The organism is Streptomyces sp. A1136 (assembly GCF_004795055.1).
Taxonomy (GTDB): Bacteria; Actinomycetota; Actinomycetes; order Streptomycetales; family Streptomycetaceae; genus Streptomyces.
Genome location: NZ_SSBJ01000012.1, coordinates 133,259 through 159,163 on the forward strand (window position 1 = coordinate 133,259; position 25,905 = coordinate 159,163).

The window sequence follows — 25,905 nt, forward strand, 5'->3', positions numbered from 1 at the left end:
GCAGGGCCGTCGCGCAACGGGGTTGACGACACGTCAACCCCGGGGCGGGCGGCGCGATGTCCGGCGGTCGGGCGGAGTCAGCAGAACTTGCTCTCCAGTGCGGCCTTCGCGCCCGCGTTGTAGCCCTTCTCGTAGTTCGGGTCGAGCTGGGTGAGGTTGTTCTGCGTGATCACCTTGCAGTTGGCCTTCGTGTCGCTGAAGCCCTTCGCGTAGCCCTTGGAGTACTGGTCCTGCGCGTTCTTCTGCTCGGCTTCCTTGACCGTGCCGCACGTGGCCTTGTCGTCGCCCGAAGAGGCGGTCACCTTGCCGGCCGGGATGAAGCCTATGGAGTTGAACACACCGTCGTCGTCGGCAGGGCCGCTGGAGGTGAACGAGTTGGTGGCGGTGCCGCCGTGGACAACCACCTGCACCCCGGGCTGGGCGCCCGTGACGTTGACGTCGTAGCGGCCCGGAGCGGTCGGGGCCTGCTTCACGCTGCAGGTGAGCGAGGGCGCCGCCGCCTGCGCGGAACCCGCCAGGAGCGACACCGACCCGAAGGCCAGCGAGGACACCGCCAGCGGCGTCAGTACGGCCAGTCGTACACGTCGGTTCATTGTTCGTCCTTCTCTCGGAGACAAGACGGCCGAGCGGGGACCACGCGACGGCTGAGCGGGCACCACGCGGCGACCAGCGTGCGGCGCGGGCCGGCCCGGCGGGAACGGGAGCCCACGGGCCTCCCGGAGCGGTGGCCCCTCACGGGCCCCGCACCTCGTGGACCCCGCCCGCAGGGGCGGCCCGGGGCACCTTCACGAGGTGGTTCCATCGTCCGGCCGTCCCCGCCCCCTGTCCACCGGAGTTACAGGTGAGCAGACGTCCGCTCCGTTGCCCGCTCCGGGTGCGAGGGCCGCCGGGAGCGGGGCCGCGTGGAGGAGGTGGAGGCCCGAGACGGCTCGGGTGAGGCAGACGTAGAGGCGGCGCAGGCCGGTGCGCTCGTCCGGTTCGCCCGAGACGACCGCCGCCGGCTCGTCCAGTACGACGTAGTCGTACTCCAGGCCCTTGGCCAGCGACGCCGGCACCAGCGTCAGCCGGGCCCGCTCCGTCGTCTCCTCGCCCGGGCCCAGGTACGGCAACCCGGCCGCCTCCAGGGCCCCCGCCAGCTCCGGGACGCGGGCGTCCGCCGCGATCAGGCCGATCGAGCCCTCGTAGGCGAGGGAGGTCCGGCAGGCCTCGACCACCGCGGCCGTCAGCTCCGCCGCCGCCACCTCCGACACGACCAGCGAGCCCGGCGTCTCACGGACCGACGACACCGGCGCCAGTCCGGGCGAGATCGCCGGCAGCAGCCGTGACGCGTACGCGATCACCTCGCGCGGCACGCGGAAACCGGCCGTCAGCTCCTCCAGCACCGCCTCCGGCTTGCCCAGGTGCGTCAGCGCCTCGCCCCAACTGCGCGTGGCCCACGGGGTGGTGCCCTGCGCCAGGTCGCCCAGTACGGTCGCCGAGCCAGTCGTGCAACGCCGTCCCACCGCCCGGTACTGCATCGGCGAGAGGTCCTGCGCCTCGTCGAGCACGACGTGGCCCAGCGAGTGCGTGCGCTCCACCAGGTCCGCCGCCTCGTCGATCAGGACCAGGTCCGCGGCCGACCACTTCGCCGATCTCACGCCGCGGAACGGCTTCGGCCACAGCAGCAACTTCTGCTCGTCGTCCGTGAGGAGCCCGTCGGCGTGGGCGGCCAGGAACTCCGCGTCCGACAGCAGCCGCAGCACGAGTTTCGCCGGCTCCACCGGAGGCCAGATCTCCCGTACCGCCGCCTTGACCGCCGGGTTGCGGGCCACCGCGTCCTGCACCCGGTCGTCGGGCGCCTCGCCCGCCTGCTCCATGCGGACGAGGACGGTGTGCGCGATCCGCTGCGGCAGCGCGTCGCGGGCGGCGCCGTAGCGGATGTCCCGGTCGAGGAGCTCGGAGACGATCTCCGCCAGCTCGTACGCCGGTACCCGCCAGCGGCGCGAGCCGCGCACCACCATCAGCGGCTCGACCGGTTCGTTGACGTGCGAGCGGACCGCACGGCGGAGCACCTCCGCCATCCGGGCGTCGCCCTTGACCACGGCGGTTTCGGCGGCGTCCGTACCGCGTACCTCCAGGCCGTCGCGGGCGACGAGGTCGTCGACGGTGGCCTGCTTGACCTCCAACTCGCCCAGGGCCGGCAGGACCTGCTCGATGTAGTGGAGGAAGGAACGGTTCGGCCCGATGACGAGGGTGCCGGTGCGGGCGAGGCGCTCGCGGTGCGCGTACAGCAGGTACGCGACGCGGTGCAGACCGACGGCCGTCTTCCCGGTGCCGGGGCCGCCCTGGACGCAGACCGAGCCGGAGAGGCCGGAGCGGACGATCTCGTCCTGTTCGGGCTGGATCGTCGCGACGATGTCGCGCATGGGTCCGACGCGCGGGCGCTCGATCTCCTGCTGGAGGAGCTTGCTGACGGTCGCCGCGCTCTCGGCGGGGTCGCTGAGGTGCTCGTCCTCGTACGCGGTGAGTTCGCCGCCGGTGTAGCCGAAGCGGCGGCGCAGGGCGATGTCCTGCGGGTCGGCCTTGGAGGCGCGGTAGAAGGGCTGGGAGACGGGCGCGCGCCAGTCGATCACCATGGGGTCGCCGTCGGCGTCGTGGACGTGGCGGCGGCCGATGTAGAACTGCTCGCCTCCGGCGCCTTCGGCGAGGTCGGCGCCGGGCGCGTGCAGGTAGTCGAGGCGGCCGAAGAAGAGGGGGGTGTGGGCGAGGTCGGCGAGGGCCTTGATGCGGTCGTCGATCTGGCCTTGGAGGACGACCGCGTTGACCCAGTTCGCGGTGACGTCGCGGATGTCGAGGGACTCGACGTCCTCGCGCATGGCGCGGAGCGCGGCGCGGGAGGCGGTGAGGTGGGCCTGCTCGCGGGCGAGGGGGCGGGCCGGGTCGGTGTCGCTGCCGGGGGCGTTGCCCGCGCCGCTGTCGGAGCCGGTGCCGGTGCCGGTGCCGGTGCCGGTGCCGGTGCCGGTGCCGGTGGTGGTGCCGGTGCCGGTGGTGGTGGTGGAGGCGAGGGCGGTGACGGAGACGGCGGAGACGGTGGCAGGGGTGACGGAGACGGCGGCGGGGTGGGCTGCGGGCGCTTGGGCAGGCGCTTCGGCGCGGGCTTCGGTGGTGGCTTCGGCGCGGGTGCGGCCGGCGGGCTCGGGGGCGTGCGCGGGCACGGACTGCCTCCAACGGCTGGTCTGCGGGAGCTCGCTCCGGGGAGCGGTGCGGTACGGACACATGCCCGCCGGTACCGGCCGGCGGGCGCTCTCCCGATGGGGCGGAGGGAGGCGGCAAGAGCGGCGAGTGTAGCCACCGCGAGGCCGGTGCGCGAATGGATTAGCGGCCCACCGGCCGGTACCTCCGTGTGGGTGTCATACGGGGGAGTGTCAGACCTTTGGGAGGGCCCTAGGGGCCGGCATGCGCCGGGAGGAGGAGACGGGACGCCCGGGGATTCCGTCTCCAGGGCGATGTGACATCCCCGGAGAAAACGCACCATGGGTACATGAGCACCGCAACCTTCACACCGATCCAGGGCGGCCGCCCTAGCGGCGCCACCGCCACATCCGACCACCCTGCCCGCCACCGCTTCGGCAACGCCCTGCGCGCCGCCAAGGTCTTCGCCGCGACCGCCGTGAGCGTCGTCGTCCTGGGCGAGTACTCCGAGGAGACGGGCCTCATACGCCGCTGATCAGGCGTGACCGGGGACGTGCACAAGCCGCGCCGGGGACGGGCGGGGAGCGTGCACCCGTGGGACCGGGGACGCGCGCCTGCCGGACCCGGGGCGTTCGCCAGGGCGCGCCTGCGGCATCCGGGGGTACCCGGGCGGACGGTCGTGGGCGGCGCGCGCGGTGGACTGGCTTGATCCCGGCGGCATCGGGTCACTGATCCACTAGGGTCACGCGCGTGACCCCGAGCCCCGAGCCCGCCCGCTCGCCGTCGCCCCTTTACCGCCTGCTGATCACCGGCTCGCTGCTCGCGCTGGGGGTGCTCTGCATCGCCCCGCGCGTCCCGATCGCCGACGCCCTCGTCCACGGCTTCTCCGCCGCCGAGTGGCGCCCGCCCACCGCCTACCCGCCGTTCGCCGCGATCCTGTTCACGCCGGCCGCCTGGCTGCCGGCCGGGGTGCTCAAGGCCGTGCTCGTCCTGGGGAGCGCGGCCCTGCTCGCCCTGCTGATCCTGTCGTCCTTCCGCCTCGCGCGGCTGCGGGCCCGGCCGGGGTACGTCTTGGCCGCCACCGTCGCCGGGCTGTGGGTGGAGCCGCTGTTCCAGAGCCCGCTGCCCGGTCAGATCAACCTGGCGCTGGCCTGCGTCGCCGTCTGGGACCTGGGCCGGTCGCACGCGGCGCTCGGCAAGGGCTTCGCGCTGGGCACCGCCGCCGGGATCTCCCTGACCCCGGCGGTCCTCATCCCGTACCTGCTGCTGACGGGCCGAATCAGGACCGGCCTGACGGCACTGGCCGCGTTCGTCGGTACCGGCCTGCTGGGGCTGGTCGTGCTCCCGCAGGACTCCGCCGACTACTGGACCCGCCACCTCGCCTCCGGTGGCCGGGCCCTGGTGCCGGAGCTGCCGCACCTGTGGGTCTGGTGCGTGCCGCTGCTGGCGTTCCTGACCCGCGCGGCCGGTCGCCGGCGGGCCCCGGCCGCGCGGGTGCCCTCACCGAGGTCGCCCGTCGCGGAAGGGGACGCCCGCCGGGGCGGGGTCAGTCGCTCGCCAGGAGTTCGTCGGCGTCCATGATCCGGTAGGCGTAGCCCTGCTCCGCCAGGAACCGCTGGCGGTGCGCGGCGAAGTCCTGGTCGATCGTGTCGCGTGCGACGACCGAGTAGAACCGTGCCTCGTGCCCGTCCGCCTTCGGGCGCAGGACCCGGCCGAGGCGCTGCGCCTCCTCCTGGCGGGAGCCGAAGGTGCCGGACACCTGGATCGCGACGGTGGCCTCGGGCAGGTCGATCGAGAAGTTCGCGACCTTAGAGACGACCAGCACGCTGATCTCGCCCTCGCGGAAGGAGTTGAAGAGCTTCTCGCGCTGCGCGTTGGAGGTCTCGCCCTTGATGACGGGGGCGTCGAGGTGCTCGCCCAGCTCGTCGAGTTGGTCGATGTACTGGCCGATGACCAGGGTCTGCTCGCCCTGGTGCTTGCGCACCAGCGCCTCGGTGACCTTCCGCTTCGTCGCCGTCGTCGCGCAGTAGCGGTACTTCTCCTCCGTCTCGGCGGTCGCGTACGCGAGCCGCTCCGAGTCGGTGAGGTTCACCCGCACCTCGACGCAGTCCGCCGGCGCGATGTAGCCCTGGGCCTCGATCTCCTTCCACGGAGCGTCGAACCGCTTGGGTCCGATCAGGGAGAACACGTCCGACTCGCGGCCGTCCTCCCGGACCAGGGTCGCGGTCAGGCCGAGCCGCCGCCGGGCCTGCAGGTCGGCGGTGAACTTGAAGACCGGCGCGGGCAGCAGGTGCACCTCGTCGTAGAGGATCAGGCCCCAGTCACGGGAGTCGAACAGTTCCAGGTGCGGGTAGACGCCCTTCCGCTTGGTCGTCAGGACCTGGTAGGTGGCGATGGTGACGGGCCGGATCTCCTTGCGGGTACCGGAGTACTCGCCGATCTCCTCCTCCGTGAGGGAGGTCCGCTTGACCAGCTCGTGCTTCCACTGCCGGGCCGAGACGGTGTTGGTGACGAGGATCAGCGTGGTCGCCTTGGCCATCGCCATGGCGCCCGCGCCGACCAGCGTCTTGCCGGCTCCGCAGGGCAGTACGACGACGCCGGAGCCGCCGTGCCAGAACCCCTCGACGGCCTGCTGCTGGTAGGGCCGCAGCGCCCAGCCGTTCTCGACCAGGTCGATGGCGTGCGCCTCGCCGTCGACGTACCCGGCGAGGTCCTCGGCCGGCCAGCCCAGCTTGAGCAGGGTCTGCTTGATCTGGCCGCGCTCGGAGGGGTGCACCGCCACGGTGTCCGGGTCGAGTCGCGCCCCGACCAGGGGGGTGATCCGCTTGGACCGCAGGATCTCTTCCAGCACGGGTCGGTCGGTACTGGTCAGCACCAGTCCGTGGACGGGGTGCTTGGACAGGGTCAGCCGCCCGTACCGGGCCATGGTCTCGGCGACGTCGACCAGCAGCGCGTGCGGCACGGGGTAGCGGGAGAACTCGACGAGCGCGTCCACGACCTGCTCGGCGTCGTGCCCGGCGGCGCGGGCGTTCCACAGCCCGAGCGGGGTGATCCGGTAGGTGTGGATGTGCTCGGGAGCGCGCTCCAGCTCGGCGAAGGGTGCGATGGCGCGGCGCGCGGCTCCGGCCAGCTCGTGGTCGACCTCCAGGAGGAGGGTCTTGTCGCTTTGGACGATGAGAGGCCCGTTCACACGCGTCCCTTTCCGGCGTGGGGTGGACCGCCCTGAGGAGGACGGCCAAACCTCCAGTCTGCCGCATCGCCGCGCGGTCGGGGTGGTTCCCGGGCCCCGGGGGCCGCCCGGCGGCCCCCGGGGCCCGGCCGGCGGGGTTTCCCGGAGCCGGGTCCCGTCGGCTAGGCGCCCAGGTGGGGCAGGGGGCCCGTCGGGTACGGGGGCTCGGCCGGAAGCAGGGCGCGCGCCGCGTCGGTCCGACCGGACCGGACCAGACCGTGGATCTCCCGCGCGAGCGGGGTGACGTCGCGGATGGAGACCGTCCAGGAGTCGGCGTAGGCGCGGGAGGCCGGACCGGACAGGCCGAGCTGGAGCGAGCGGTAGGGCAAGGGGTTCAGGTGCAGGTCGCGCTCCGGGTCCCACTGCACGCGCGAGGGGGAGCGGGACAGCTCCTCCCGCCACGACGCGCGGTCGGTGTGGGTGCGGGGTTCGAAGTGGGACAGGCAGGCCCCGGCCAGGGCCTGGTCGAAGCCCTCGCGGGTGATCTCGACGGCCAGCACCGTCTCCTGGTCGGCCTTGGTGGCCCAGCCGCAGCGGTACATCATCCACAGGAACGACGGTTTGACCCAGGTCATCCGCTCGCGCTTCCAGGCGGCCGGGAAACGCCCGTCGCGGGCGGCGGGAAGGCCCAGGGCGGGCGCGTACGCCTGGTACACGGTGACGGTGGTGGCGGTGTGGGCGGCGCGTACCGCGCGACCCGGCTGTGCGGACATGCGCCCAGGGTGCCGGGCGCCCGGCCGCCGCGCCGGCGGTTTTCCGCCCGCACGCGCAGGCGGCCAGGCGGGCGGCCCGAGGCCTTGAGGACCGACCCCACCGGCCCCACGGGCGGCCTAGACCTGGTCCTCCGCCAGTTCCGCCACGCCCGTGATGCGGTGGAGGGCGAAGGTGCGCACCTCGTCCGCCGTGTGGTCGTAGCCGGTGACGAAGCCGCCCTCCACCCGGACCGGGGCGATGACCCGCTGGCTGGCCGCGCCCTCCGCGTTCACGTAGCCGATCCACACCGCCGAGCCGGTCAACGCGGCAGCCTGCACCGTCGCCAGGGTCTCCGCCGCGCTCGTGCGCGGGAGTTCGCCCGGGGCGGCGCCCCCCGAGGGGGTGGTGGTGGGTTCCTTGCGGACCGCCGTCGCCGCCAGGTCGCCCGCGCGGATCGCCCGTACGGCCGCCCCGAGGAGGGTGGCGTCCGGCACCGGCGGGCCGTCCGGGACCGGCGCGGGCGCCGAGCGGGCCGGGGAGCGGTGTGCGTCGGCCCGGGCCACCAGGACATCGCCCGTACGGGACTCGGCGGCCGGTGCGTAGCCCATCGCGCGCAATCCGTCGAGCAGGACCTTCGGTTCGGCCTGCGCGGCCAGCACCGTCGGCGCGAGCCGTCTCAGCCCCAGCCCGGTGGAGCGCTTGTCGGCCAGGATCTCGTTCAGCATGCCGTCGTCGTCGCAGCGCAGGTACGAGGAGGCGGCGCCGACCCGCAGGTGCCCGTGGCGTCGGGCCACGTCGTCGATGAGGTACGACAGCGGCTGCGGGACGGGGGTACGGCTGTGCTCGGCGAGGAAGTCGTGCAGGTCGACGGCGGTGTGCCCGGCGTCCAGGGCCCGGCGCACCGAGCCCGGCGTGAAGCGGTACACCGTCGCGCCGCCCTTGGACTCGACTTCCGCGAGCACCGCCAGGGTGTCGCCGAGCGGCCGGCGCAGCGGGCCGGGGGCCACGGCCGTCAGGTCGGCTTGCAACAGGACGTGGTCCACCGGTTCGGGCAGCTGCGGGGCGAGCAGCGGCGCCGGGTCGCGGCCCTCCAGCAGGGCGCGGCCGAACGCGCTGAGCGCGCCCCGGCCGGTGACGCCGAGGACCTCCGCGTCGGTCAGCGTCCACCGCGCGAGGCGGGTGCGCAGATCGCTCGTGCCGCGCGGCGGGCGCTCCCACGCGAGTCGGGCGAGCAGCGCGTCCGGGTCGGGGGAGCCGCCCTCGGGCAGCTCGGCGAGGAGATCGAGGACCCGGTGGCGGACCTCCGGGGCGGCGGAGCGGTCGAGGTCGGGGCCGAGCGCCGACAACGTGCGGCCCTTGCTGTCCTGTTCGCCGACCAGCCCGGCCGTGCGGGTCGCCGGCAGCCACGCCCGGGCCAGCACCGTCCAGCGTTCGGCGGGCGGCAGTTCGAGCCAGCCGTCGAAGGCGGGGGTGGGCGCGTACCGCTCGTCGGCCTCGGCGTCACCGGCCACGAGTCCGGCGGCATAGGCGAGTTCGGCCCAGAACGCCGCCGACTGCTCGGTGGTGTCCAGCGTGGCCGCCGTCCGCTTGAGGTCCCGTACGGACAGACCGCCGGCCCGCAGCACGGGGGGACCGGCGTGCTCCCAGGACTTCACCAGCTCTTCCACGGTCGACAGCGCCGCCAGCGCCTGGCCCGCCGCGTTCGCGTCCACAAGCTGTGGACGGTGCTCGCGGTGTACGAGCACGGTCGGCGCGACCGGCTCCGTCACCCGGTGCGCGAGCCCGCCGCGCAGGTACAGGGCCACCTCGCGGGGCAGTACGACGGTGCGCGCCGAGGCGGGCAGCAACAGACCCCGATCGCGCAGCCAGCGCACCGGCGGCGTCGGATCGGGGGTGACCTCCCCGTACGGCGGCCCCCACACGAGCCGGCCCAGCACCTGGTGCGCCTCCGCCGGGGCCTCGTCCAGCAGCGCCGACATCCGCTCGGGGTCGGTGAACAGGCCGGTCAGCGCGGCCACGGCGGAGACGGGGTCGTGCGTGGCGGGCAGCCCGGCGGTCGCGACGATCTCCTGGACTCGCGTCGGTGACATCCCGGAGGTGGCTTCGGCGACGGTCGGGCCCAACCCGGTGGGGGAGGGGCGGGTCGGGGACGGGGCGAGCAGCTCCCGGGCGGTGCGGACCAGGCGGATGCGGTCGTCGTCCCCCCACACCAGGGCCTGGTCGCGCAGGGTGCCGAGGGCCCGTGGGAGGGCGGCGCGGGCTCCGTTGTCCTCGCCGGTACTGCCGGTGTCGCCGGCCAGCAGCGACTCCAGCACCGGGTACGGGCAGGGGTCCGGGGCGACCGCGAGGGCCTCCGCCGTCTGGAGGGCGAACCGGTCCAGGCGGTCCAGGGCGCGGACCACGGAGGCGCGGGTCCCGGCGCGGGTGGCGAGCTGGGTGACGTCGCCGGGCACCGGGGTCAGCAGGTCCGGGCGGGCGTGCAGCAGCGCGGCGAGGGCCACGTCGTCGCGGGCGCGGAGCGCCTCGGCGAGGGAGCGCGGCGCGGCGGGCGCGGTGGCGCGGGCCTCGGCGGTGCTTGGCTCGGCGGTGCTTGGCTCGGCGGTGCTTGGGTCGGGCACGGTCGCCTCCTGGTCGCGTCGGCCGGTCCGTCGGCCGGTCCCCATCCGGTCAACGGTATCCGCTGTGGTCTCCGTTGCGCCGCCAGCGGCTCCACGGCGTACGCGCTACCTTCGGGTCAGGCGGGACGGGAGGAGGCGGGGCGTGGGGATCGAGAGCGACCAGCTGGTCTACGAATACTTGAGCAGGGTCGGGGACTTGGCACAGCGGCGGCAGCTGTCGTCGGGGGACCGGATGCGGCTGGTGGCGGGGCTGCGGGACGAGATCGACCGGCGGCGCGCCAAGTACGAACCGGAGACCCCGGCGGCGGTGCGGCGCATCCTGGAGCGGATCGGCACGCCGGAGGAGGTGCTGTCCGCGCTGCCGGGCCCCGCCGGGGAGGCGGCGACGACGGCGGCTCCGGTAGCCCCGGTGGTTCCGGCGGTGCCGGAGCAGCGCGGTGGGGGCCGCGGGGGCCTGCGGGGGTCGCGCAAGCAGGGGCCGGAGCCGCGGCCGGCGGAGAACGTGCCACCGCACCTGGCCGGGCTGGACGAGCTCGGCGACGGCGACGGCGGCGAGCCGGACTGGTGGCGGCTGGGACCGGCCGGGTACGGGGCGGGGCCGCAGGTGGAGGGCTTCGCGGGGGGCATCGAGATCCCGGACCGGTTCGCGCGGGACGAGGAGGACGCGGAGGACGAGGAGGGGCCGCGGGCCCCGGTCGCCGATGGGCCGTCGGCTCCGGCGTCCCGCGTGCGGGTGGTCGTACGGGCCCTGCGGGAGCGGCGCAAGGCGGCGGCGGTGGCGCCGGCGCCGGTCGGGGACGTGGTGGTGGCGGCCGCGCGGCCGAAGCCGAACCTGTTCCTGCTGCTGGCGGCGGCGGCCATGGTCGCGGGGGCGGTGACGGGGTACTGGCCGGTCCTGGCGGCCGGCTTCCTGCTGGCGTACGCGTCCCGGGTGCTCGGGCCGACGGAGCGCAAGGCGGTGGTGTTCGGGGTGCCGGGCACGGTCTTCGCGGGGGCGGTGGTGTGGCTGTGGGGACGGCACGCCGGGCGGTGGGGGGAGGCGCTGGGGGACCAGGAGCTGGGTGTGGTGTTCCAGGACATGTGGCCGTGGCTGGCGCGGGGGTCGGGCGTGGTGGCGGCGGTGTACCTGGCGTGGCGGGCGCGGCGGGTCTGAACCGCGTCCGGCGAGCGCCGGCGGGGCGGGCTGCCCTGCGGGGACGGGTGCGGCGCCGTCGCGCGGACGGCCCGGCCGCGCCGGGCTTTGCGGGGCTCCGCCCCGTACCCGGCGCCTCGATCGCCGGCGGGGCTGGATCGGCGGCCCGCGCCGCAAGCCCGGCGGGGCGTCGGGTAGTGGGTGGGTTCAGGACTGGGCGGCCGGGAAGTGGGGGCGGGGTTTCCGGTTAGTTCGACGCCGCGTCATGGATCACTTCGGTACGAAGACTCCGTACATTTCACGCCCCGGTCGGGCGGGCGCCGGACCGCGTACCCACCGGTCCGGACCGTCTCGGCACAATGGCTCCCATGAGTTCCGAGACGCCCCCCGCCGCCCCCGCCGTCCCACCGTTGACGGTGGGCTTCGACCTCGACATGACTCTCATCGACTCCCGCCCCGGCATCAGGGCCAACTACCTGGCGCTCTCCGCCGAGACGGGCACCTTCATCGACGCCGACGAGGCCGTCACCCGGCTCGGGCCGCCGCTGGAAGAGGAGATCGCCCGCTGGTTCCCCGAGGAGGAGATCCCCGCGATGGTCGACCGGTACCGGGAGATCTACGCCACCCACGCGATCCACACCACCCCCGCGATGCCCGGCGCCCGTGAGGCGATCAAGGCCGTGCAGGGGCTCGGCGGTCGGGCGATCGTCGTGACCGCCAAGAACGAGCCCAACGCCCGCATGCACCTGGAACACCTCGGCATCGAGCCCGACGCCGTCGTCGGCTGGCTGTGGGCCGAGGCGAAGGCGGAGGCCCTGCGCGAGTACGGGGCCCAGGTCTACGTCGGCGACCACGTCGGCGACGTACGCGGGGCACGCGCCGCCGGCGCCGTGTCGGTCTCCGTGCCGACCGGCCCCTGCGCCGAGCCGGAGCTCCGCGCGGCCGGTGCCGACGTCGTACTGACGGACCTCACCGCGCTGCCGGAATGGCTTGAGGAGTACGTCCGTACCCGCGAGGTCTGACCTCAGCCGGTGGCGGCCCCGGACTCCCGGGCCGCCCTGCGCTGTGCGGCGGCGGAGCGGACCACGCCGGCCGCCGAGACGGCGAACCCGACGCCCATCAGCATGCACACCGCCCACGCGGCCGACGGGAACGGGGCGATGTCGAGGAACAACGGCGCCATCGTCACGAGCGTGGCGACGGCGCCGACGATGAACAGGATGCCGCCGGCCCGGATCAGTCCGTCGCCCGCCCGGGGCGCGTCATCGTCGTGATCGGGATGAGGAGTAGCAGTCACCTCACCAGGGTAGTTCCCTGGCCGAAGCAGCAGTGCCGGAAGGACCGGGTAACGACTTGTCACCCGTTTCCTGAGCATTAGCCTGGAGGTGGCGGGTCATGGGGACCCGCTTCACTGCTGTCCGGAGCCGTCACACGGCTCCCGGACCCGACACGCACAAGAACAGAGGACGGACGTGCCTACCGGCAAGGTCAAGTGGTTCAACAGTGAGAAGGGCTTCGGCTTCCTCTCCCGCGACGACGGCGGCGATGTCTTCGTCCACTCGTCGGTGCTCCCCGCCGGGGTGGACGCCCTCAAGCCCGGCCAGCGCGTGGAGTTCGGCGTGGTCGCCGGCCAGCGCGGTGACCAGGCGCTTTCGGTGACGGTGCTGGATCCGGCGCCCTCTGTCGCAGCCGCCCAACGCCGTAAGCCGGACGAGCTCGCCTCCATCGTGCAGGACCTGACGACCCTGCTGGAGAACATCACGCCGATGCTGGAGCGGGGCCGCTACCCCGACAGGACGCACGGCACGAAGATCGCGGGGCTGCTGCGGGCGGTCGCCGACCAGCTCGACGTCTGAGGCGCCCCGGCGCACCAGGTGAGGTGACACCGGTGCCCGCCCCTGTGAAACGGGGTGGGGCACCGGTTTTCGCGGTGGCGGGGCGTCCGGCTACGGGAAGCGCAGCGCGTCGGGCGCGATGGCCGGAACCAGACCCTCTGCGGCGGCCCGGGTCAGCAGCCCGCGCACGGCCGCGTACCCGTCGTCGCCGAGGTCGGCGGTGAACTCGTTGACGTACAGGCCGATGTGCTGGTCGGCGACGGTCGGGTCCAGCTCCTGCGCGTGCGCCCGGACGTACGGGCGGGACACCTCGGGATCGTCCCAGGCCATCAGCACCGACGCACGGGCCGACTCGGCCAGCGCGCGCAGCGCGTCCGCGCCCAGCGAGCGCTTGGCGATGATCGCGCCGAGGGGGATGGGCAGGCCGGTGGTGGACTCCCAGTGCTCGCCCATGTCGGCCAGCCGGTGCAGCCCGTAGTCCTGATAGGTGAACCGGGCCTCGTGGATGACCAGTCCGGCGTCCACCCGGCCGTCGCGCACCGCCGGCATGATCTCGTGGAAGGGCAGGACCACGACCTTGCCGACCGGCGCGGGGAGCACGTCCGCCGCCCACAGCCGGAACAACAGGTAGGCGGTGGAGCGCTCGCTCGGCACGGCGACCGTCTTCCCGGCGAGATCCACGCCGGGTTCACGGGTGAGCACGAGGGGGCCGCAACCGCGTCCCAGCGCGCCGCCGCAGGGCAGCAGCGCGTACTCCTCCAGCACCCACGGCAGCACGGCGTAGGAGACCTTGAGCACATCGAGTTCGCCGCGCTCGGCCATGCCGTTGGTGATGTCGATGTCCGCGAAGGTGACGTCGAGGGCGGGCGCGCCGGGGACCCGGCCGTGCGCCCAGGCGTCGAAGACGAAGGTGTCGTTGGGACACGGCGAATAGGCGATGCGTACCGGCGTGCCGCCGTTGTCAGTGTTGCTGCCGGTCATGCTGTTCTCCCCAGTGGACGAGTACGGGTCCCAGCGCGCGGAAGCCGTCGGTCAGCGCGACCAGGGCGTCCCCGATCCGCCAGGCGTCCCGGTCGCGGGGCCCGACGGGATTGGACACCGCCCGGATCTCCAGGACGGGCAGGCCGTGCGCGACGGCCGCTTCCGCCACGCCGAAGCCTTCCATGGCCTCGGCGCCGGCCAGGGGGTGGCGGGCGGCGAGCTCGGCGGCCCGGGCGGCGGTGCCGGTGACGGTGGAGACGGTGAGGACGGGTGCCAGCAGCGCGCCGGTCGCCTCGGCGGCCCGGGCGGCCAGCTCGGTGGGGGGCAGGTGCACGCTGTGGCCGAAGCCGAGCGCGTCCACCGGCAGGAAGCCGTCCGGTGTCTCGGCCCCGAGGTCGGCGGCCACGAGGGCGTCGGCGACGACGAGGGTGCCGGGCGGGGCGGCGGGCGCGAACCCGCCGCCGATGCCGGCGGAGACGACGAGTGAGTAGTCGGCCAGCGCGAGGGCGGTGGCCGTGGCGGCCGCGGCGGCGGCCGGCCCGACGCCGCCGACGAGGACGTCGGCGGCGAGACCGGGCAGGTCACGGCGGTGGATCGGATAACGGCCGGGCAGCGTGCGCGGCTCCGGGGTGACCGGGTCCGGATGAGGGGTGAGACCGGCGGCCACGGAGTCCGCCTCCGCGGCCACGGCGGTCACGATGAGCGCGCGCACGGTGCGGCTACTTGAGCTTGACCTTGAAGGTCCAGACGGCGAGCGGCTTGCCGCTCGCGTCGAGCTGGACGAAGCCCAGCATCTTCGAGGCCGGGGCCTCGCCCTGGCCGCCGGTGGCGAAGACGTCGGCGCCCTGGAAGCTGCGGTAGGTGTTCGCGGACGGCTCGGTGATCGGCTGTCCGTCGAGGACCGCCTGCCACTTCTTGCCGTCCTTGACGACGTCGGGGTCGACACCGAGGCGCAGCGTGTCGCCGCGGCCGTACTCGATGGTCTTGGCGTTCTTGACGTTGGTCAGGCAGTTCTGGACCCTCTCCACGGAGAGCTCCTCGCCGCTGCCGGGGCGGCAGGCGGCCTCGGAGGACACCGTCGAACTGCCGACGGTCACGGTCGCGAGCGGCGTCGGCTTGGTCGTGTCGCAGGCCGAGAGGAAGAGGAGGCCGGCGGACACGGCTCCGAGGGCCGCGACGCTGCGGTGGGCCCTACCCGGGAAAAGCGGTGCGGTCATGAGCCGAAGGCTATCGGGCCGGTGGGCCGGGTCGCCGCACGGGGGGTGCGCGGGGCGTGGCTCCCTGCGGGGCGGCGGCGGGTGGCTCCCTGCGGGCGGCGGCGGGGCCGGGCGGGTGCGGTGCCGCCGCGCTGTGCGGCCCCGGGCTGCGCCCGGGCTCTCGGGGCTCCGCCCCGCACCCCGCGCATCGAACGCCGGCGGGGCTGGTTTCGCCCCCGATCGCCGCTGGGGGCCTAGGCCACGCGGGGATGGGAGGAGCTCGGGTGGTGGGCGGTGGTGAGGGCGCCGCGGAAGGCCATCAGGGTGCCCGTCGCGACTATGGCCGCCGCGACCGACATGCCGAGTACGCCGTTCAGCGGCAGCACGATCCCGATTCCGCCGCCCAGCACCCACGCCATCTGGAGCAGCGTCTCCGACCGGGCGAAGGCCGAGGTCCGTACCGCCTCCGGCACGTCGCGTTGGATCATCGCGTCCAGGGAGAGCTTCGCCAGGGCCTGGCAGAAGCCCGCCGTGGCTCCGAGGACCGCCACGAACAGCCCGCTGAAGAAAACCGCCGCCAGCACCGCGACCCCGAGGGTCACCGCCAGCACCGCCGCGATGATGGTCTCCGGCGCCCGCGCCCGCAGCCACGCGCCCACCGCCGTACCGGCCGCGTTGCCGACGCCCGCCGCCACGCCGACGATGCCGAGCGAGACCGCCGCGCTCTGCCCCCCCAGCGGATGCTCGCGCAGCAGGAACGCCAGGAAGAAGATCAGGAAGCCGGACAACCCGCGCATCGCGGCGTTCGCCAACAGTCCGCACAGCACCGGCCGGCTGATCGTCCGCAGCCCCGGCTTGCGCGAGTGCGCCTCGTGCGTGGACAGCCGCGCCCGCCGTTCCCCCTTCGCCTCGTCCACCTTGTGCGGCAGCGTGAACGCCGCGAAGGTCCCCCAGATGAATATGGCGCAGGCCCCGTACAGCGGCCAGGGCGGCCCGATCGCCTGGAGCCCGGCGCCGACGGGCGCCGCGGCGCCCGTGGCCAGCAGCCCGGCCAGTGTGACCCGGGAGTTCGCCTTGACGAGCGAGAACTTCGGCGGCAGCAGTCTGGGGACCACAGCGCTGCGCACGACCCCGTACGCCTTGGACGCGACCAGTACGCCGAGTGCCGCCGGATACAGCTCCAGTCCGCCCGTCGCCACCGCGCCCGACATCATCACCGCCAGTAGGGCCCGCGCCAGCATCGCGGCCGCCATGGCGGCCCGCCGCCCGTGCGGCAGCCGGTCCAGCAGCGGGCCGATCACCGGGGCCAGCAGGGTGAAGGGGGCCATGGTGATGGCGAGGTACAGGGCCACCCGGCCGCGGGCCTCGTCCGTGGGTACCGAGAAGAACACCGTCGACGCCAGCGCCACCGTGATCATCACGTCGCCGGCGCCGTTGATGGCGTGCAGCTCGATGAGTTTGCCGAGACCCGACTCGCCGGCCCCGTGCGCGTGCGTGGCCCGCCGAATCCCGCGGACCGTACCGGTGATGGGGAGGTGCAGGGCACGACCGACGGCCCGGCCGGCCCGACTGGCCGGTCCCGGGCCGTCTGCGGACGACCGTACGGGTGCCACCTGGCCATAGTGCCCCACTCGGCCCTCCCGGGCCCGCCCCGGCGCGTTTCGGGCTCCCGTCGGTCCCGGGTTGTCCGCGAATCGGACCTTGCATGTGGGCCGAAGGCGTCGGAGGAGGTAGCGTGCGTAGCGCGCCACCGGCGGTTGCTCTTGGCCGCGCGCCTCTTCGCGATCCCGCAGAATGGATTGCAGGTAGGTGCGCCCGAGGCCGATCGGGTGCGGACGTCGACGCGGCCCTCTGGTCCGCTCCGCCCGCGCTACGTACGGACAAGACCGACGGGTCGTTGTGGACGACAGTACGGACGGCGCACTCGTGAGACGGCGTAGGAGAGAACGAGACCTGTGAGTGCTGCGACGACGCGAAGCCGTACCCCCGACCGCCTGTGTGCCGAGGCGGTAGACCTCGCCCGTGCGGCGGCCGAGGAGGCCGCCGCCCCCGGAGTGGTGGGCGAGCATGTCTCCGTCGTCTCCGAGGGCGACCGGGTCGTCACCCACTTCTTCGAGTGCAAGGACCCCGCCTACCGGGGTTGGCGGTGGGCCGTCACCGTGACGCGGGCGTCCCGCGCGAAACTCGTCACCCTCGACGAAACGGTGTTGCTTCCGGGCGACGACGCGCTCCTCGCCCCCGAATGGGTGCCGTGGAGCGAGCGGCTCCGGCCCGGGGACCTGGGCCCGGGCGATCTGCTGCCCACGGAGGCCGACGACCTGCGGCTGGAGCCGGGCTGGACGGGCGAGGACGCGCCGCCGCCGAACTCGGTGGTCTCCGAGGAGATGGCCGAGCTGGTCGAGGCGGAGGACGCGGACGTCGCCGACCGCACGGTGGTCCCGGTACGGGGTTCCATCACCTCGGTCGCCGAGGAGCTCGGCATGCGCCGGGCACGGGTCCTGTCGCGGTACGGGCTGCACAGTGCGGCCGACCGTTGGGACGAGGGATTCGGGGCGAAGACCCCGATGGCGCAGGCGGCCCCGGCGTCGTGCGTGTCGTGCGGGTTCCTCGTCGCGATCGGCGGCTCGCTGGGCCAGGCCTTCGGGGTCTGCGCGAACGAGTTCAGTCCGGCGGACGGTCGACTGGTGTCGCTGTCCTACGGGTGCGGGGGCCACTCGGAGGCCGCGGTCATGCCGAAGCCGCCGCGGCCGGCGCCGCCGGTACTGGACTCCATGGCCTCGGACGAGTTCCTGCTGCGGCCGGCGCCTGACACCGGCTCGGTGCCGGTGTCCGACCTTCCGCCGTCCGACCTGGGCCACTCGTAGCCCGCGGCGCCGCGGCGCCCGCACGGGGCCGGTTTCGGCGCGCCCGGCCGGGCCGGCGGTGAGGGGGCGGGCCGGGGCAGGCCCCACGCTGTGGGACTCGCCCCGGGCCCGTCGCGTCACGTCCGCACGGCGTCGTCCGGTATCGGCATGACCGCCCCGGCGGGCCGCACGGCCCCCGGCACCGTCGTCAGGCACCGGCTGCCGCGCGGTTCCGGCACCGTCGTCAGGCCCCGGTGGCCTGTTCCGAGATCGGGATGACCTCCCCGGCGGATGCCGGCGCGGGCGGGGCGGTGGTGGTCGGGTGGTTCGGGGACTGAGCCATCGAGGACAGCAGCTGCCGGGCCAGGCCCAGGCCGGTGCCGCCCATCGTCAGGGCCTTCGCGAACATCTCCGACATGCCCTCGGCCCCGTTCAGCAGCACCATGTGCTCCACGTTGCCGAACGCGCCCGCCCCGGCCTCCACGATCTTGGGCCAGTTCTCGGCGAGCTGCTGCGCGACCACCGCCTCCTGGTTCTCCGCCAGCGCCGCCGCCCGGGCCTTGATGGCCTCCGCCTCCGCGAGGCCCTTCGCCTTCGCCGACGCCGCGTCCGCCAGACCGCGGGCCTTCGCCGCCTCGGCCTCCGCGAGGCCCCTGGCCTGCGTCGCCGCGGCCTCGGCCTCGCCCGTCGCCCGGGTGGCCTTCGCGTTGGCCAGGCCGCGCGTCTCCGCCGCCTGGGCCTCGGCCGCCGCGGCCGCCTTGACCCGGGTGGCCTCGGCCGCCGCCGCGAGTTCCGTCTCCTGGGCCTTGGCCTGCGCCGCCGAGATCCGCGAGTCGCGGTCCGCCTCGGCGAGCGTGCGCTGCTCGTACGCCTTGGCGTCCGCGGGCTTGCGCACGTCCGCCTGGAGCTGCTGCTCGCGCCGGTCGGCCTCCAGCTCCGCGACCCGGGTCTCCTGGACGACGACCTCCTGCCGGGCGGCCGCCTCCGCGAGCGGGCCCGCCTGCTTGGCCGCGGCCGCGGCCTTGTCCCGCTCGGCCTGGTAACCGGCCTGGAGGATCTCGCTGTCCCGCGTGGCCTCCGACATCCGGGCGAAGGCGGCCTGCTCGGCCTCCGTCGCCAGCAGGTTCGCGTCGGCCTGGGCGATCCGCGCGTCCCGCTGCACGGCCGCCGCGTGCGGCATCGCGAGGTTCTTGATGTAACCGGTCGGGTCCTCGATCTCGTGGATCTGGAGCGACTCGACGATCAGGCCGAGCTTCTCCATCTCGCTCCCGCAGGCCGCCCTGGTCTGGCCGGTCAGCTTCTCGCGGTCGCGGATCATGTCCTCGACGGTCAGTCCGCCCACGATCGAACGCAGATGACCCGCGAAGACGATGTGCACGCGGTCGGGGATCATCTTCTGCTGGTCCAGGAACCGGCGTGCGGCGTTGGCGATCGAGACGGTGTCGTCCCCCACCTTGAAGATGACCACGCCGCGCACCTTCAGCGGGATGCCCTGGTGGGTCACGCAGTCGACCACCAGCTGGGTCTCGTTCAGGTCCAGTGACAGTTTCCGCACGGCCTGGACCCCCGGCAGTACGAGCGTCCCGCGCCCGGTGACGATCCGGAACCCCATCCCGTCGCCCAGGCCCTCGGTCCGGTGCGCGGAACCGGAGATGACGAGTGCTTCGTTCGGTTCGGCGACCCGCCACATGAGCTTGAACAGACCGACCAGAACAAGTACGGCGGCGAGAACGACTCCCGCCACGACGCCGATGTCCATCGGCAAACGCCCCCTTAGAGCGGTGCCGTTGCGGCACCGGTGAAGGCGAGTCTGCGCCTGCCGGCATCCGGCGTGAAGTCGTCGGCGCGGTCTTGTCGCAATCTTGATACGCGCAGGTGGAGCTGTGGGTCAGTTGACGTACGACGCGCTGACGTACACCGTGCGCGGCGGCAGGTGTTCCACCACCGTCACCACCGTCCCCACGGGCAGGGGCCGTTGCTCCCCCAGTGCCGGATACGCCAGGAAGTGCTCGGCTCCGCCCCGGATGCGGACGATGACCTCGCCCACCAGGCCGGGCCCCACCGTCCCGGTGACCCGCCCGCTCAGCCCCACCATGTCATCGGCCACACCCGCAGGTTACGCGGCCGGCCCCGCGCCCCTTCAGCGTTTGCGCCGGACGAGCCGACGGCCGCCGAGCACCAGGGCCGTGGCCAGGACGAGGACCATCGCCCCCTTGGTGAAGGCGCCGCCCTCCGGCTTCGCGGCAGCGCCGGGAGCCCCGCTCCCGGGCGGGGCTCCGGACGGTGCGGCGGGCCGTGCCGAGGGGGCGCCGGCCGTCGGGCGGACCGGCACCGCGATGACCCGGCTGTTCACTCCCTCCGAGCCGAACAACAGCGTCGAGCCGTCCGGCGAGTACGTCACCGACTCCGCCTGGCCCTGCCAGGGCGCGGCCACCGGCTCGCCCGTCCCCTCCGGGCGCCCGTCCCTCCACGGGTAGGTCTTCGCGAAGAAGTAGCCGCGCAGCGTCAGCCGGCCGCCGTCCGGCGAGAACGCCCCGTCCGTCACCCACGGCACGTCCGCGATCCGCCGGAACACGTTGGCGCCCTCGGCCGACAGCCGTTCGGGGCCCTCGTAGAGCCCGCCCGTCCGCTCGTTCTTGCTCGCGATGTAGACCCGGCCCGTCACCGGATGCACCATCAGCGCCTCCGCGTTGCGCGGGCCGTCCGCGTACCGCACCGTGAACTGCTCCGCCTTGACCGTCACGTCCGCCAACTCCCGTGGCTCCGGAAAGCGGTAGATCCAGACGTGGTCCCAGGTGCCGTCCCGGTTGTCGCCGATGTCCGCCACGTACAACTGCCCGTCCGGGCCCAGCGAGATCGCCTCGACGTCGCGCGGCCGGCCGATCCCGGTCATCGTCACCCGCGCCACGGTCTTGCCGGTCGCGGAGTCCACGGCGTACACGTACGGGCCGTCGTCGCTGTCGTTGTGCGTCCAGTACACGCCCGGGTGGACGCGGCTCGCCGCGAGTCCGCTGGACTCCGTGATGCGCGGGTCCCGGATGGTGAAGTCCGAGACGTCGGTCGCGGCGGTGGCGGTCGCGGCGGCGGCGGCCGGTGTCGCGGTGAGGACGGCGGCGGCGGTGAACGCGGTCAGGAGCGGCAGCAGGCGCATTCCCCAAGCCTGCCAGGCCGTCCGGCGTGGCGGGCATCACAGCGGCCGTGGTCCGGTGATCCGCGATGATGACCGGATGCGTTTCATGTTCGTCGGCGATTCCATGACCATCGGACGCGCCGGCGACTACACCTGGCGCTACCGGATGTGGCAGCACCTGCGCTCCACCCTGGGCGACTCCTTCAGCGTCGTCGGCCCGCGCGACGCGCTCTACGACGCCGCCGCCGACGCGCCCGTCAGCGACGCGTACGCCGACCCGGCGTTCCCGCAGGACGCCCGCCGCCACCTGGCCGGGTGGGGTGAGGGCTGGCAGCACATGGCGCCGCTGATCGGCCCGGCGGTCGCCTCCGCCGAGCCGGACGTGCTGCTCGTCTCGCTCGGGCTGATAGACCTCGGCTTCTACACCGACGCACCCCAGACCGCCGTCAACGTCCGCCGGTTCATCGCGCAGGCCCGCGCGGCCCGCCCCGACATCCGGATGGTGCTGCTCCCCGTCATCCCGAACGTCCGGGCCGACTCCGACGCGCCCTTCGCCGCCCAGGTGACGGCCTTCAACGAGCTGCTCGCGAAGGCGGTGGCGGACCTGTCCACCCCCGCCTCGCCGATCCTGCTCGCGGCGCGCCCGCAGGGCTACGAGTTGGGGCAGGACACCTACGACGGCACCCACCCCAACGCCTCCGGCGAGCACCGCCTGGCGGCCGAGTTCGCCTCGGCCCTCCACCAGGCCTGGTCCATCGGCGGCCCCTACCGCGCGGCGACCGTCTGAGCGGGCGCCGGCGCTGGCGACCGTCCGAACGAGGGTCGGCGCGGGCGGCCGTCCGAACGAGGATGCCGGCGCGCGGCGACCGTCGCCCCTGACGAACGGGACGACGGCCGGCGCGGTCAGGGACGGACGGCTACCAGGCGAAGGCCTCCGGAGCCGGGCCGGGGCCGGGGAAGATCTCGTCCAAGGCCGTCAGCACCTCCTCGCTCAGCTCCAGTTCCAGCGCGCGCAGGGCGCTGTCGAGCTGCTCGGACGTGCGGGGGCCGACGATCGGCCCGGTGACGCCGGGCCGGGTCAGCAACCACGCCAGGGCCGTCTCCCCGGGCTCCAGGCCGTGCTTTTCGAGGAGGTCCTCGTACGCCTGCACCTGCCCCCGAACCGTGCTGTTGGCCAGCGCGTCCGCGGAGCGGCCCGAGGCGCGGCGGCCGCCTTCCGTCTCCTTCTTGATGACACCGCCGAGCAGGCCACCGTGGAGCGGGGACCAGGGGACGACGCCGAGGCCGTACTCCCGGGCGGCCGGAATGACCTCCATCTCGGCCCGCCGTTCGGCGAGGTTGTACAGGCACTGCTCGCTGACCAGCCCGAGCGAGCCGCGCCGGGCGGCGGTCTCGTTGGCCTGGGCGATCTTGTATCCGGGGAAGTTGGACGAACCCGCGTAGAGGATCTTGCCCTGCTGGATCAGGACGTCGACTGCCTGCCAGATCTCCTCGAAGGGCGTCCGGCGGTCGACGTGGTGGAACTGGTAGACGTCGATGTAGTCGGTCTGGAGCCGCTTGAGGCTCGCGTCGACGGCGCGACGGATGTTGAGGGCCGACAGCTTGTCGTGGTTGGGCCAGGGGTCGCCCTCGGCGGCCATGTTCCCGTACACCTTGGTGGCCAGGACCGTCTTGTCCCGGCGGCCGCCTCCCTGGGCGAACCAGGTACCGATGATCGCCTCGGTGCGGCCCTTGTTCTCACCCCACCCGTAGACGTTGGCGGTGTCCACGAAATTCAGACCCGCGTCGATCGCGGCGTCCAGGATGCCGTGGCTGGTCGGTTCGTCTGTCTGCGGACCGAAGTTCATCGTGCCGAGGACGAGTCGGCTGACTTTGAGTCCGGTGCGTCCGAGCTGCGTGTACTTCATGGGACCCAAGCCAACTGCCTGGAGTCGACTCCAGGCAAGAGCGCGCGGGAGTCGGGCGCGGGCGCGGGGGGCTACTGGCCGACGGCGGCCGCCACGGCGACGACGACGAACATCAGGACGAGCACACCGGCCATGACACGGTTTCTGGTCTTCGGATCCACCCGTCGAGCGTAACGCGGCAGCCGCCCGCTCCCGGCCGTGGGGCTGCGAGACCGCTCACACAGGCGGACCCGGCCGGCGCGAGTGGCCGTCCGCGCGCCCCGGGAGGGGCGGTGCCCCCACGAGGAGGTCAGGCGGGCGGGACGTTGACGGCGAGGGGCCAGGCGCCGACGACCTCGTACCGGGGCCGCTCGCCGGGGACGCCGCCCGTGGGGAGGTTGCTGCGGACGAGGCTGAGGGTGTCGACCCGCCAGGGCGTGCCCTCGAACGCGGCGAGCGCGTCGAGGTGGGGGCGGAGGGAGGCGCCGCGGGCGCCCCTGGCGAGCGTGAGGTGCGGGGTGTAGCGGCGGTGCTGCTCCATCGGGACACCGGCCCGGCGGGCTGCGGCGTCGGCGCGTTCGGCGAGGAGCCGCATCCGGTCGAGGTCCCCGGCCGCGCCGGCCCACAGGGCGGTGTCGCCGAAGTGGCCGCAGCCGTGGACGCGCAGCGGGAACGACTCGGTCCGGGCCGCCGCGCGGGCCAGTCGGGCGTGGAGGTCGGGAAGGAGCTCCTCGCGCACCTCGCCCATGAAGGCGAGGGTGAAGTGCCAGGACGCTTCCTCGGTCCAGCGCAGGTGCGGGGCGTGGGGCGACGCGGCGCGCGCCGCCCGGACGGCCTCGCGGAGTTCCGCGACGGCGGGGGCGGGGGGCATCACGGCGGCGAACAGCCTCATGGGGTGACCCTAGTGCCCGTGGTGGGGCGGCGCCGTCCCGCCGCCCGGCCCCGGCCGCGCCGGGCCGTTCCGGGGCCCCGCGCCGCGAACGCCCGCCGGGCCGAAGGGGCGCCCGCGGCGCCGGCGGGGCGAAGGCGCGCCCGCCGGCGGTGGCGCGTCAGGCCGCCTTGACCAGGGTGCGCTGGGTCGGGACGAAGACGACGCCGCGACGGGAGAGACGCACGCTCAGGTTGCCGACGCGGGAGAGGACCAGGGCGATCCCCAGGGCGGCGGCCAAGGAGACCGCGCCGCCCGCCGCCATGCCGATCCGGGCTCCGTACGTGTCGGTGATCCAGCCCACCAGCGGGGCCCCGAGCGGGGTGCCACCGGTGAAGACCATCATGAACAGCGCCATCACCCGGCCCCGCATCTCGGGGTCGGTCGCCATCTGCACGCTCGAATTGGCGGTGACGTTGACCGTCAGGCCGAACATCCCGATCGGGACCAGGAGCGCCGCGAACAGCCAGAAGCCGGGGGCGAAGGCCGTCACGACCAGCAGCCCGCCGAAGAGCGCCGCCGCCGTGACCAACACCCGCAGCCGGGAGTGGCCGCGGCGGGCCGCCAGCAGGGCGCCGGCCAGGGAACCCGCGGCGATCAGGGTGTTGAAGAGGCCGTACGTTCCGGCGTCCCCGTGGAACACGTCGCCCACGAACGCGGACAGCCAGATCGGGAAGTTGAACCCGAAGGTGCCGATGAAGCCGACCAGCACGATCGGCCAGACCAGCTCGGGACGCCCGGCGACGTAGCGCAGGCCCTCCCGCAGCTGCCCCTTCCCGCGCGGCTGCCGCTCCACCGGGTGGAGTTCACGCGTCCGCATCATCAGCAGCGCGGCGATCGGCGCGGCGAAGGACAGTCCGTTCAGCAGGAAGGCCCAGCCGGAGCCGACGGCGGTGATCAGCACACCGGCGATCGCCGGGCCGACCAGCCGCGCGGACTGGAAGTTGGCGGAGTTCAGGCTGACCGCGTTCGCGAGCTGGTCCTTGCCGACCATCTCCGGGACGAACGTCTGGCGCGCCGGGTTGTCCAGGACCGTGACCAGGCCGAGCAGGAACGCGGCGAGGTAGACGTGCCAGACCTGGACGTGACCGGCCAGGGTGAGCACGGCGAGGGCGACGCCCGTCAGGCCCATGGCGCCCTGGGTGGCCAGCAGCAGCGGCCGCTTGGGGAGCCGGTCGGCGAGTACGCCTCCGTAGAGGCCGAACACCAGCATCGGCAGGAACTGCAGGGCGATGGTGATGCCCACCGCGGAGGCCGAGCCGGTGAGGGACAGGACCAGCCAGTCCTGGGCGATGCGCTGCATCCAGGTGCCGGTGTTCGAGACGACCTGTCCCGTGGCGAAGAGCCGGTAGTTACGGATCTTCAGCGAGCTGAACATGGAGTTCCGGCTCGCGGGTCGCGTAGTGGTGGATGTGTGGCCGGGTGCGGAGTCTGCTCCGGTTCCCGTACTCAAAAGCGTTCGCCTCCTGGCGTCGGACGGTTACAAGTGCGCGAGCTTCTCCAGGACGGGCGCCGCGGCACGCAGCTTGGCCCATTCGTCCTCGGTGAGCTCGGCCGCGAGCCCGGCCAGGAAGGCGTTGCGCTTGCGACGGCTCTCTTCGAGCATCGCCTCGGCTTCCTCCGTCTGGCTGACCACCTTCTGGCGGCGGTCGTCCGGGTGCGGCTCCAGCCGTACCAGTCCCTTGGCCTCCAGCAGCGCGACGATGCGGGTCATCGAGGGCGGCTGGACGTGCTCGCGCCGCGCCAGCTCGCCGGGGGTGGCCTGACCGCAGCGGGCGAGGGTGCCCAGCACCGACATCTCGGTCGGGCTCAGCGACTCGTCGACGCGCTGGTGCTTGAGTCGGCGGCCCAGCCGCATGACGGCCGAGCGGAGGTCGTTCACGGCGGCGGCGTCGACGCCATGGGAAAGGTCGTGCATGTTCCTTAGAATAACTCATTACCCTCTCTAAGGAACACCGGTTTCCGGGCGTCACACGTCACACCGTCGGACAGCGGACGGGCTTCGTCACTCGTCCGGGTGAGTCGCTTGCGAAAAGCGACGCGCGTCCCGGGGCGGTGCCCCGACCCTTTGCGGCATGGGGACTCATGTGCTGAGCATGCGCATAGACGGGGAGCTGCTCGACCGCCTCCGGACTCATGCCGCCAAACGCGGAATGAGCGTCCAGGACTACGTGGTCCGGACGCTCATTCGCGATGACTTCGACGAGCGCTTCAAGGCGGCCGTCGACGAGACGGAGAAGTTCTACGGGCTCACCTGAGCCCG

At 73.8% G+C, this 25,905-nt stretch carries 25 protein-coding genes; 8 read left to right on the plus strand and 17 right to left on the minus strand.

Translation table 11 applies throughout. The features are described 5' to 3' along the window. Window positions 1-77: 77 nt before the first annotated feature. Window positions 78-593 carry a hypothetical protein gene (locus tag E6R62_RS14395; RefSeq protein WP_136213792.1) on the minus strand — a complete coding sequence of 172 codons (516 nt, stop codon included), beginning with the start codon at window positions 591-593 and terminating at the stop codon, window positions 78-80. 192 nt (window positions 594-785) lie between these two features. Continuing rightward, the gene (locus E6R62_RS14400) at window positions 786-2,855 is read right to left on the minus strand and encodes an AAA family ATPase (protein WP_240801671.1); all 2,070 of its coding nucleotides are present in this window, start codon (window positions 2,853-2,855) and stop codon (window positions 786-788) included. A 665-nt stretch (window positions 2,856-3,520) separates the two neighbouring features. On the opposite strand from E6R62_RS14400, the gene E6R62_RS14410 reads away from it, so the two are divergent. Further along, the gene (locus E6R62_RS14410; protein WP_136213794.1) at window positions 3,521-3,706 is read left to right on the plus strand and encodes a hypothetical protein; all 186 of its coding nucleotides are present in this window, start codon (window positions 3,521-3,523) and stop codon (window positions 3,704-3,706) included. Between the two features lie 215 nt (window positions 3,707-3,921). After that, window positions 3,922-4,752, plus strand: coding sequence for a glycosyltransferase family 87 protein (locus tag E6R62_RS14415; protein ID WP_136213795.1), 831 nt, complete (start codon window positions 3,922-3,924; stop codon window positions 4,750-4,752). On the opposite strand, the gene E6R62_RS14420 is transcribed toward E6R62_RS14415, so the two are convergent. From E6R62_RS14420 to E6R62_RS14430, 3 genes are all read right to left on the minus strand, one after another. Then, a complete protein-coding gene (locus E6R62_RS14420; RefSeq protein ID WP_136213796.1) occupies window positions 4,718-6,361 on the minus strand; it encodes a DNA repair helicase XPB in 1,644 nt (547 codons plus the stop codon). The two genes, E6R62_RS14415 and E6R62_RS14420, sit on opposite strands and share 35 nt — an antisense overlap. A gap of 161 nt (window positions 6,362-6,522) precedes the next feature. Next, window positions 6,523-7,113 (minus strand): DUF4291 domain-containing protein, encoded by a 591-nt coding sequence (locus tag E6R62_RS14425; protein ID WP_136213797.1) that lies wholly within the window; start codon window positions 7,111-7,113, stop codon window positions 6,523-6,525. Window positions 7,114-7,230: 117 nt separating this feature from the next. After that, window positions 7,231-9,756 (minus strand): helicase C-terminal domain-containing protein, encoded by a 2,526-nt coding sequence (locus tag E6R62_RS14430; protein ID WP_136213798.1) that lies wholly within the window; start codon window positions 9,754-9,756, stop codon window positions 7,231-7,233. Between the two features lie 97 nt (window positions 9,757-9,853). Here E6R62_RS14430 and E6R62_RS14435 point away from each other — a divergent pair, with 97 nt between their 5' ends. Next, window positions 9,854-10,864: a hypothetical protein gene (locus E6R62_RS14435; RefSeq protein WP_136213799.1), complete on the plus strand. Its 1,011-nt coding sequence runs from the start codon at window positions 9,854-9,856 to the stop codon at window positions 10,862-10,864. Between the two features lie 338 nt (window positions 10,865-11,202). Further along, the gene (locus E6R62_RS14440) at window positions 11,203-11,865 is read left to right on the plus strand and encodes an HAD family hydrolase (protein WP_136213800.1); all 663 of its coding nucleotides are present in this window, start codon (window positions 11,203-11,205) and stop codon (window positions 11,863-11,865) included. 2 nt (window positions 11,866-11,867) lie between these two features. On the opposite strand, the gene E6R62_RS14445 is transcribed toward E6R62_RS14440, so the two are convergent. Further along, window positions 11,868-12,140: a hypothetical protein gene (locus E6R62_RS14445; RefSeq protein WP_136213801.1), complete on the minus strand. Its 273-nt coding sequence runs from the start codon at window positions 12,138-12,140 to the stop codon at window positions 11,868-11,870. 175 nt (window positions 12,141-12,315) lie between these two features. Between E6R62_RS14445 and E6R62_RS41740 the strand changes: the two genes are divergently transcribed. Then, a complete protein-coding gene (locus tag E6R62_RS41740) occupies window positions 12,316-12,699 on the plus strand; it encodes a cold-shock protein (RefSeq protein WP_136213802.1) in 384 nt (127 codons plus the stop codon). A gap of 90 nt (window positions 12,700-12,789) precedes the next feature. On the opposite strand, the gene E6R62_RS14455 is transcribed toward E6R62_RS41740, so the two are convergent. From E6R62_RS14455 to E6R62_RS14470, 4 genes are all read right to left on the minus strand, one after another. Continuing rightward, on the minus strand, window positions 12,790-13,659 hold the full coding sequence (locus E6R62_RS14455; RefSeq protein WP_136213803.1) for a 1,4-dihydroxy-6-naphthoate synthase: 870 nt from the start codon (window positions 13,657-13,659) through the stop codon (window positions 12,790-12,792). After that, window positions 13,640-14,371: a futalosine hydrolase gene (locus E6R62_RS14460; protein WP_136213804.1), complete on the minus strand. Its 732-nt coding sequence runs from the start codon at window positions 14,369-14,371 to the stop codon at window positions 13,640-13,642. The genes E6R62_RS14455 and E6R62_RS14460 overlap by 20 nt, the downstream gene beginning before the upstream one ends. A gap of 7 nt (window positions 14,372-14,378) precedes the next feature. Continuing rightward, entirely contained in the window at window positions 14,379-14,876 is a 498-nt protein-coding gene (locus E6R62_RS14465) for a DUF2771 domain-containing protein (protein WP_136213805.1), read from the minus strand. A 233-nt stretch (window positions 14,877-15,109) separates the two neighbouring features. Continuing rightward, the gene (locus tag E6R62_RS14470; RefSeq protein ID WP_136213806.1) at window positions 15,110-16,468 is read right to left on the minus strand and encodes an MFS transporter; all 1,359 of its coding nucleotides are present in this window, start codon (window positions 16,466-16,468) and stop codon (window positions 15,110-15,112) included. Between the two features lie 342 nt (window positions 16,469-16,810). Between E6R62_RS14470 and E6R62_RS14480 the strand changes: the two genes are divergently transcribed. Then, entirely contained in the window at window positions 16,811-17,719 is a 909-nt protein-coding gene (locus E6R62_RS14480; protein ID WP_136213807.1) for a DUF3027 domain-containing protein, read from the plus strand. A gap of 223 nt (window positions 17,720-17,942) precedes the next feature. On the opposite strand, the gene E6R62_RS14485 is transcribed toward E6R62_RS14480, so the two are convergent. From E6R62_RS14485 to E6R62_RS14495, 3 genes are all read right to left on the minus strand, one after another. Further along, the gene (locus tag E6R62_RS14485) at window positions 17,943-19,457 is read right to left on the minus strand and encodes a flotillin family protein (RefSeq protein ID WP_240801669.1); all 1,515 of its coding nucleotides are present in this window, start codon (window positions 19,455-19,457) and stop codon (window positions 17,943-17,945) included. A gap of 129 nt (window positions 19,458-19,586) precedes the next feature. After that, window positions 19,587-19,793, minus strand: coding sequence for a hypothetical protein (locus E6R62_RS14490; protein WP_136213849.1), 207 nt, complete (start codon window positions 19,791-19,793; stop codon window positions 19,587-19,589). 45 nt (window positions 19,794-19,838) lie between these two features. Continuing rightward, window positions 19,839-20,849 (minus strand): esterase-like activity of phytase family protein, encoded by a 1,011-nt coding sequence (locus tag E6R62_RS14495; protein ID WP_136213808.1) that lies wholly within the window; start codon window positions 20,847-20,849, stop codon window positions 19,839-19,841. A 76-nt stretch (window positions 20,850-20,925) separates the two neighbouring features. Here E6R62_RS14495 and E6R62_RS14500 point away from each other — a divergent pair, with 76 nt between their 5' ends. Continuing rightward, window positions 20,926-21,615, plus strand: coding sequence for a GDSL-type esterase/lipase family protein (locus E6R62_RS14500; protein WP_136213809.1), 690 nt, complete (start codon window positions 20,926-20,928; stop codon window positions 21,613-21,615). 130 nt (window positions 21,616-21,745) lie between these two features. Here E6R62_RS14500 and E6R62_RS14505 read toward each other — a convergent pair whose 3' ends face one another. The 4 genes from E6R62_RS14505 to E6R62_RS14525 form a co-directional block, all read right to left on the minus strand. After that, window positions 21,746-22,735 carry an aldo/keto reductase gene (locus tag E6R62_RS14505; protein WP_136213810.1) on the minus strand — a complete coding sequence of 330 codons (990 nt, stop codon included), beginning with the start codon at window positions 22,733-22,735 and terminating at the stop codon, window positions 21,746-21,748. 289 nt (window positions 22,736-23,024) lie between these two features. Further along, a complete protein-coding gene (thpR, locus tag E6R62_RS14515; RefSeq protein ID WP_136213812.1) occupies window positions 23,025-23,606 on the minus strand; it encodes an RNA 2',3'-cyclic phosphodiesterase in 582 nt (193 codons plus the stop codon). Between the two features lie 157 nt (window positions 23,607-23,763). Continuing rightward, on the minus strand, window positions 23,764-25,020 hold the full coding sequence (locus E6R62_RS14520; RefSeq protein WP_306432428.1) for an MFS transporter: 1,257 nt from the start codon (window positions 25,018-25,020) through the stop codon (window positions 23,764-23,766). A gap of 102 nt (window positions 25,021-25,122) precedes the next feature. Next, window positions 25,123-25,560, minus strand: coding sequence for a MarR family winged helix-turn-helix transcriptional regulator (locus E6R62_RS14525; protein ID WP_136213814.1), 438 nt, complete (start codon window positions 25,558-25,560; stop codon window positions 25,123-25,125). Window positions 25,561-25,717: 157 nt separating this feature from the next. Here E6R62_RS14525 and E6R62_RS14530 point away from each other — a divergent pair, with 157 nt between their 5' ends. Continuing rightward, window positions 25,718-25,900 carry a hypothetical protein gene (locus tag E6R62_RS14530; protein WP_030156886.1) on the plus strand — a complete coding sequence of 61 codons (183 nt, stop codon included), beginning with the start codon at window positions 25,718-25,720 and terminating at the stop codon, window positions 25,898-25,900. Window positions 25,901-25,905 lie beyond the last annotated feature (5 nt).

Coding starts and splice junctions, on each gene's coding strand:
- E6R62_RS14395 (WP_136213792.1), bottom strand. CDS start 593: ATGAACCGACGTGTACGACTGGCCGTACTGACGCCGCTGGCGGTGTCC.
- E6R62_RS14400 (WP_240801671.1), bottom strand. CDS start 2,855: ATGCGCGAGGACGTCGAGTCCCTCGACATCCGCGACGTCACCGCGAAC.
- E6R62_RS14410 (WP_136213794.1), top strand. CDS start 3,521: ATGAGCACCGCAACCTTCACACCGATCCAGGGCGGCCGCCCTAGCGGC.
- E6R62_RS14425 (WP_136213797.1), bottom strand. CDS start 7,113: ATGTCCGCACAGCCGGGTCGCGCGGTACGCGCCGCCCACACCGCCACC.
- E6R62_RS14430 (WP_136213798.1), bottom strand. CDS start 9,756: ATGGGGACCGGCCGACGGACCGGCCGACGCGACCAGGAGGCGACCGTG.
- E6R62_RS14440 (WP_136213800.1), top strand. CDS start 11,203: ATGGCTCCCATGAGTTCCGAGACGCCCCCCGCCGCCCCCGCCGTCCCA.
- E6R62_RS14455 (WP_136213803.1), bottom strand. CDS start 13,659: ATGACCGGCAGCAACACTGACAACGGCGGCACGCCGGTACGCATCGCC.
- E6R62_RS14465 (WP_136213805.1), bottom strand. CDS start 14,876: ATGACCGCACCGCTTTTCCCGGGTAGGGCCCACCGCAGCGTCGCGGCC.
- E6R62_RS14485 (WP_240801669.1), bottom strand. CDS start 19,457: ATGGACATCGGCGTCGTGGCGGGAGTCGTTCTCGCCGCCGTACTTGTT.
- E6R62_RS14490 (WP_136213849.1), bottom strand. CDS start 19,793: ATGGTGGGGCTGAGCGGGCGGGTCACCGGGACGGTGGGGCCCGGCCTG.
- E6R62_RS14495 (WP_136213808.1), bottom strand. CDS start 20,849: ATGCGCCTGCTGCCGCTCCTGACCGCGTTCACCGCCGCCGCCGTCCTC.
- E6R62_RS14500 (WP_136213809.1), top strand. CDS start 20,926: ATGCGTTTCATGTTCGTCGGCGATTCCATGACCATCGGACGCGCCGGC.
- E6R62_RS14505 (WP_136213810.1), bottom strand. CDS start 22,735: ATGAAGTACACGCAGCTCGGACGCACCGGACTCAAAGTCAGCCGACTC.
- thpR (WP_136213812.1), bottom strand. CDS start 23,606: ATGAGGCTGTTCGCCGCCGTGATGCCCCCCGCCCCCGCCGTCGCGGAA.
- E6R62_RS14520 (WP_306432428.1), bottom strand. CDS start 25,020: ATGTTCAGCTCGCTGAAGATCCGTAACTACCGGCTCTTCGCCACGGGA.
- E6R62_RS14525 (WP_136213814.1), bottom strand. CDS start 25,560: ATGCACGACCTTTCCCATGGCGTCGACGCCGCCGCCGTGAACGACCTC.
- E6R62_RS14530 (WP_030156886.1), top strand. CDS start 25,718: ATGGGGACTCATGTGCTGAGCATGCGCATAGACGGGGAGCTGCTCGAC.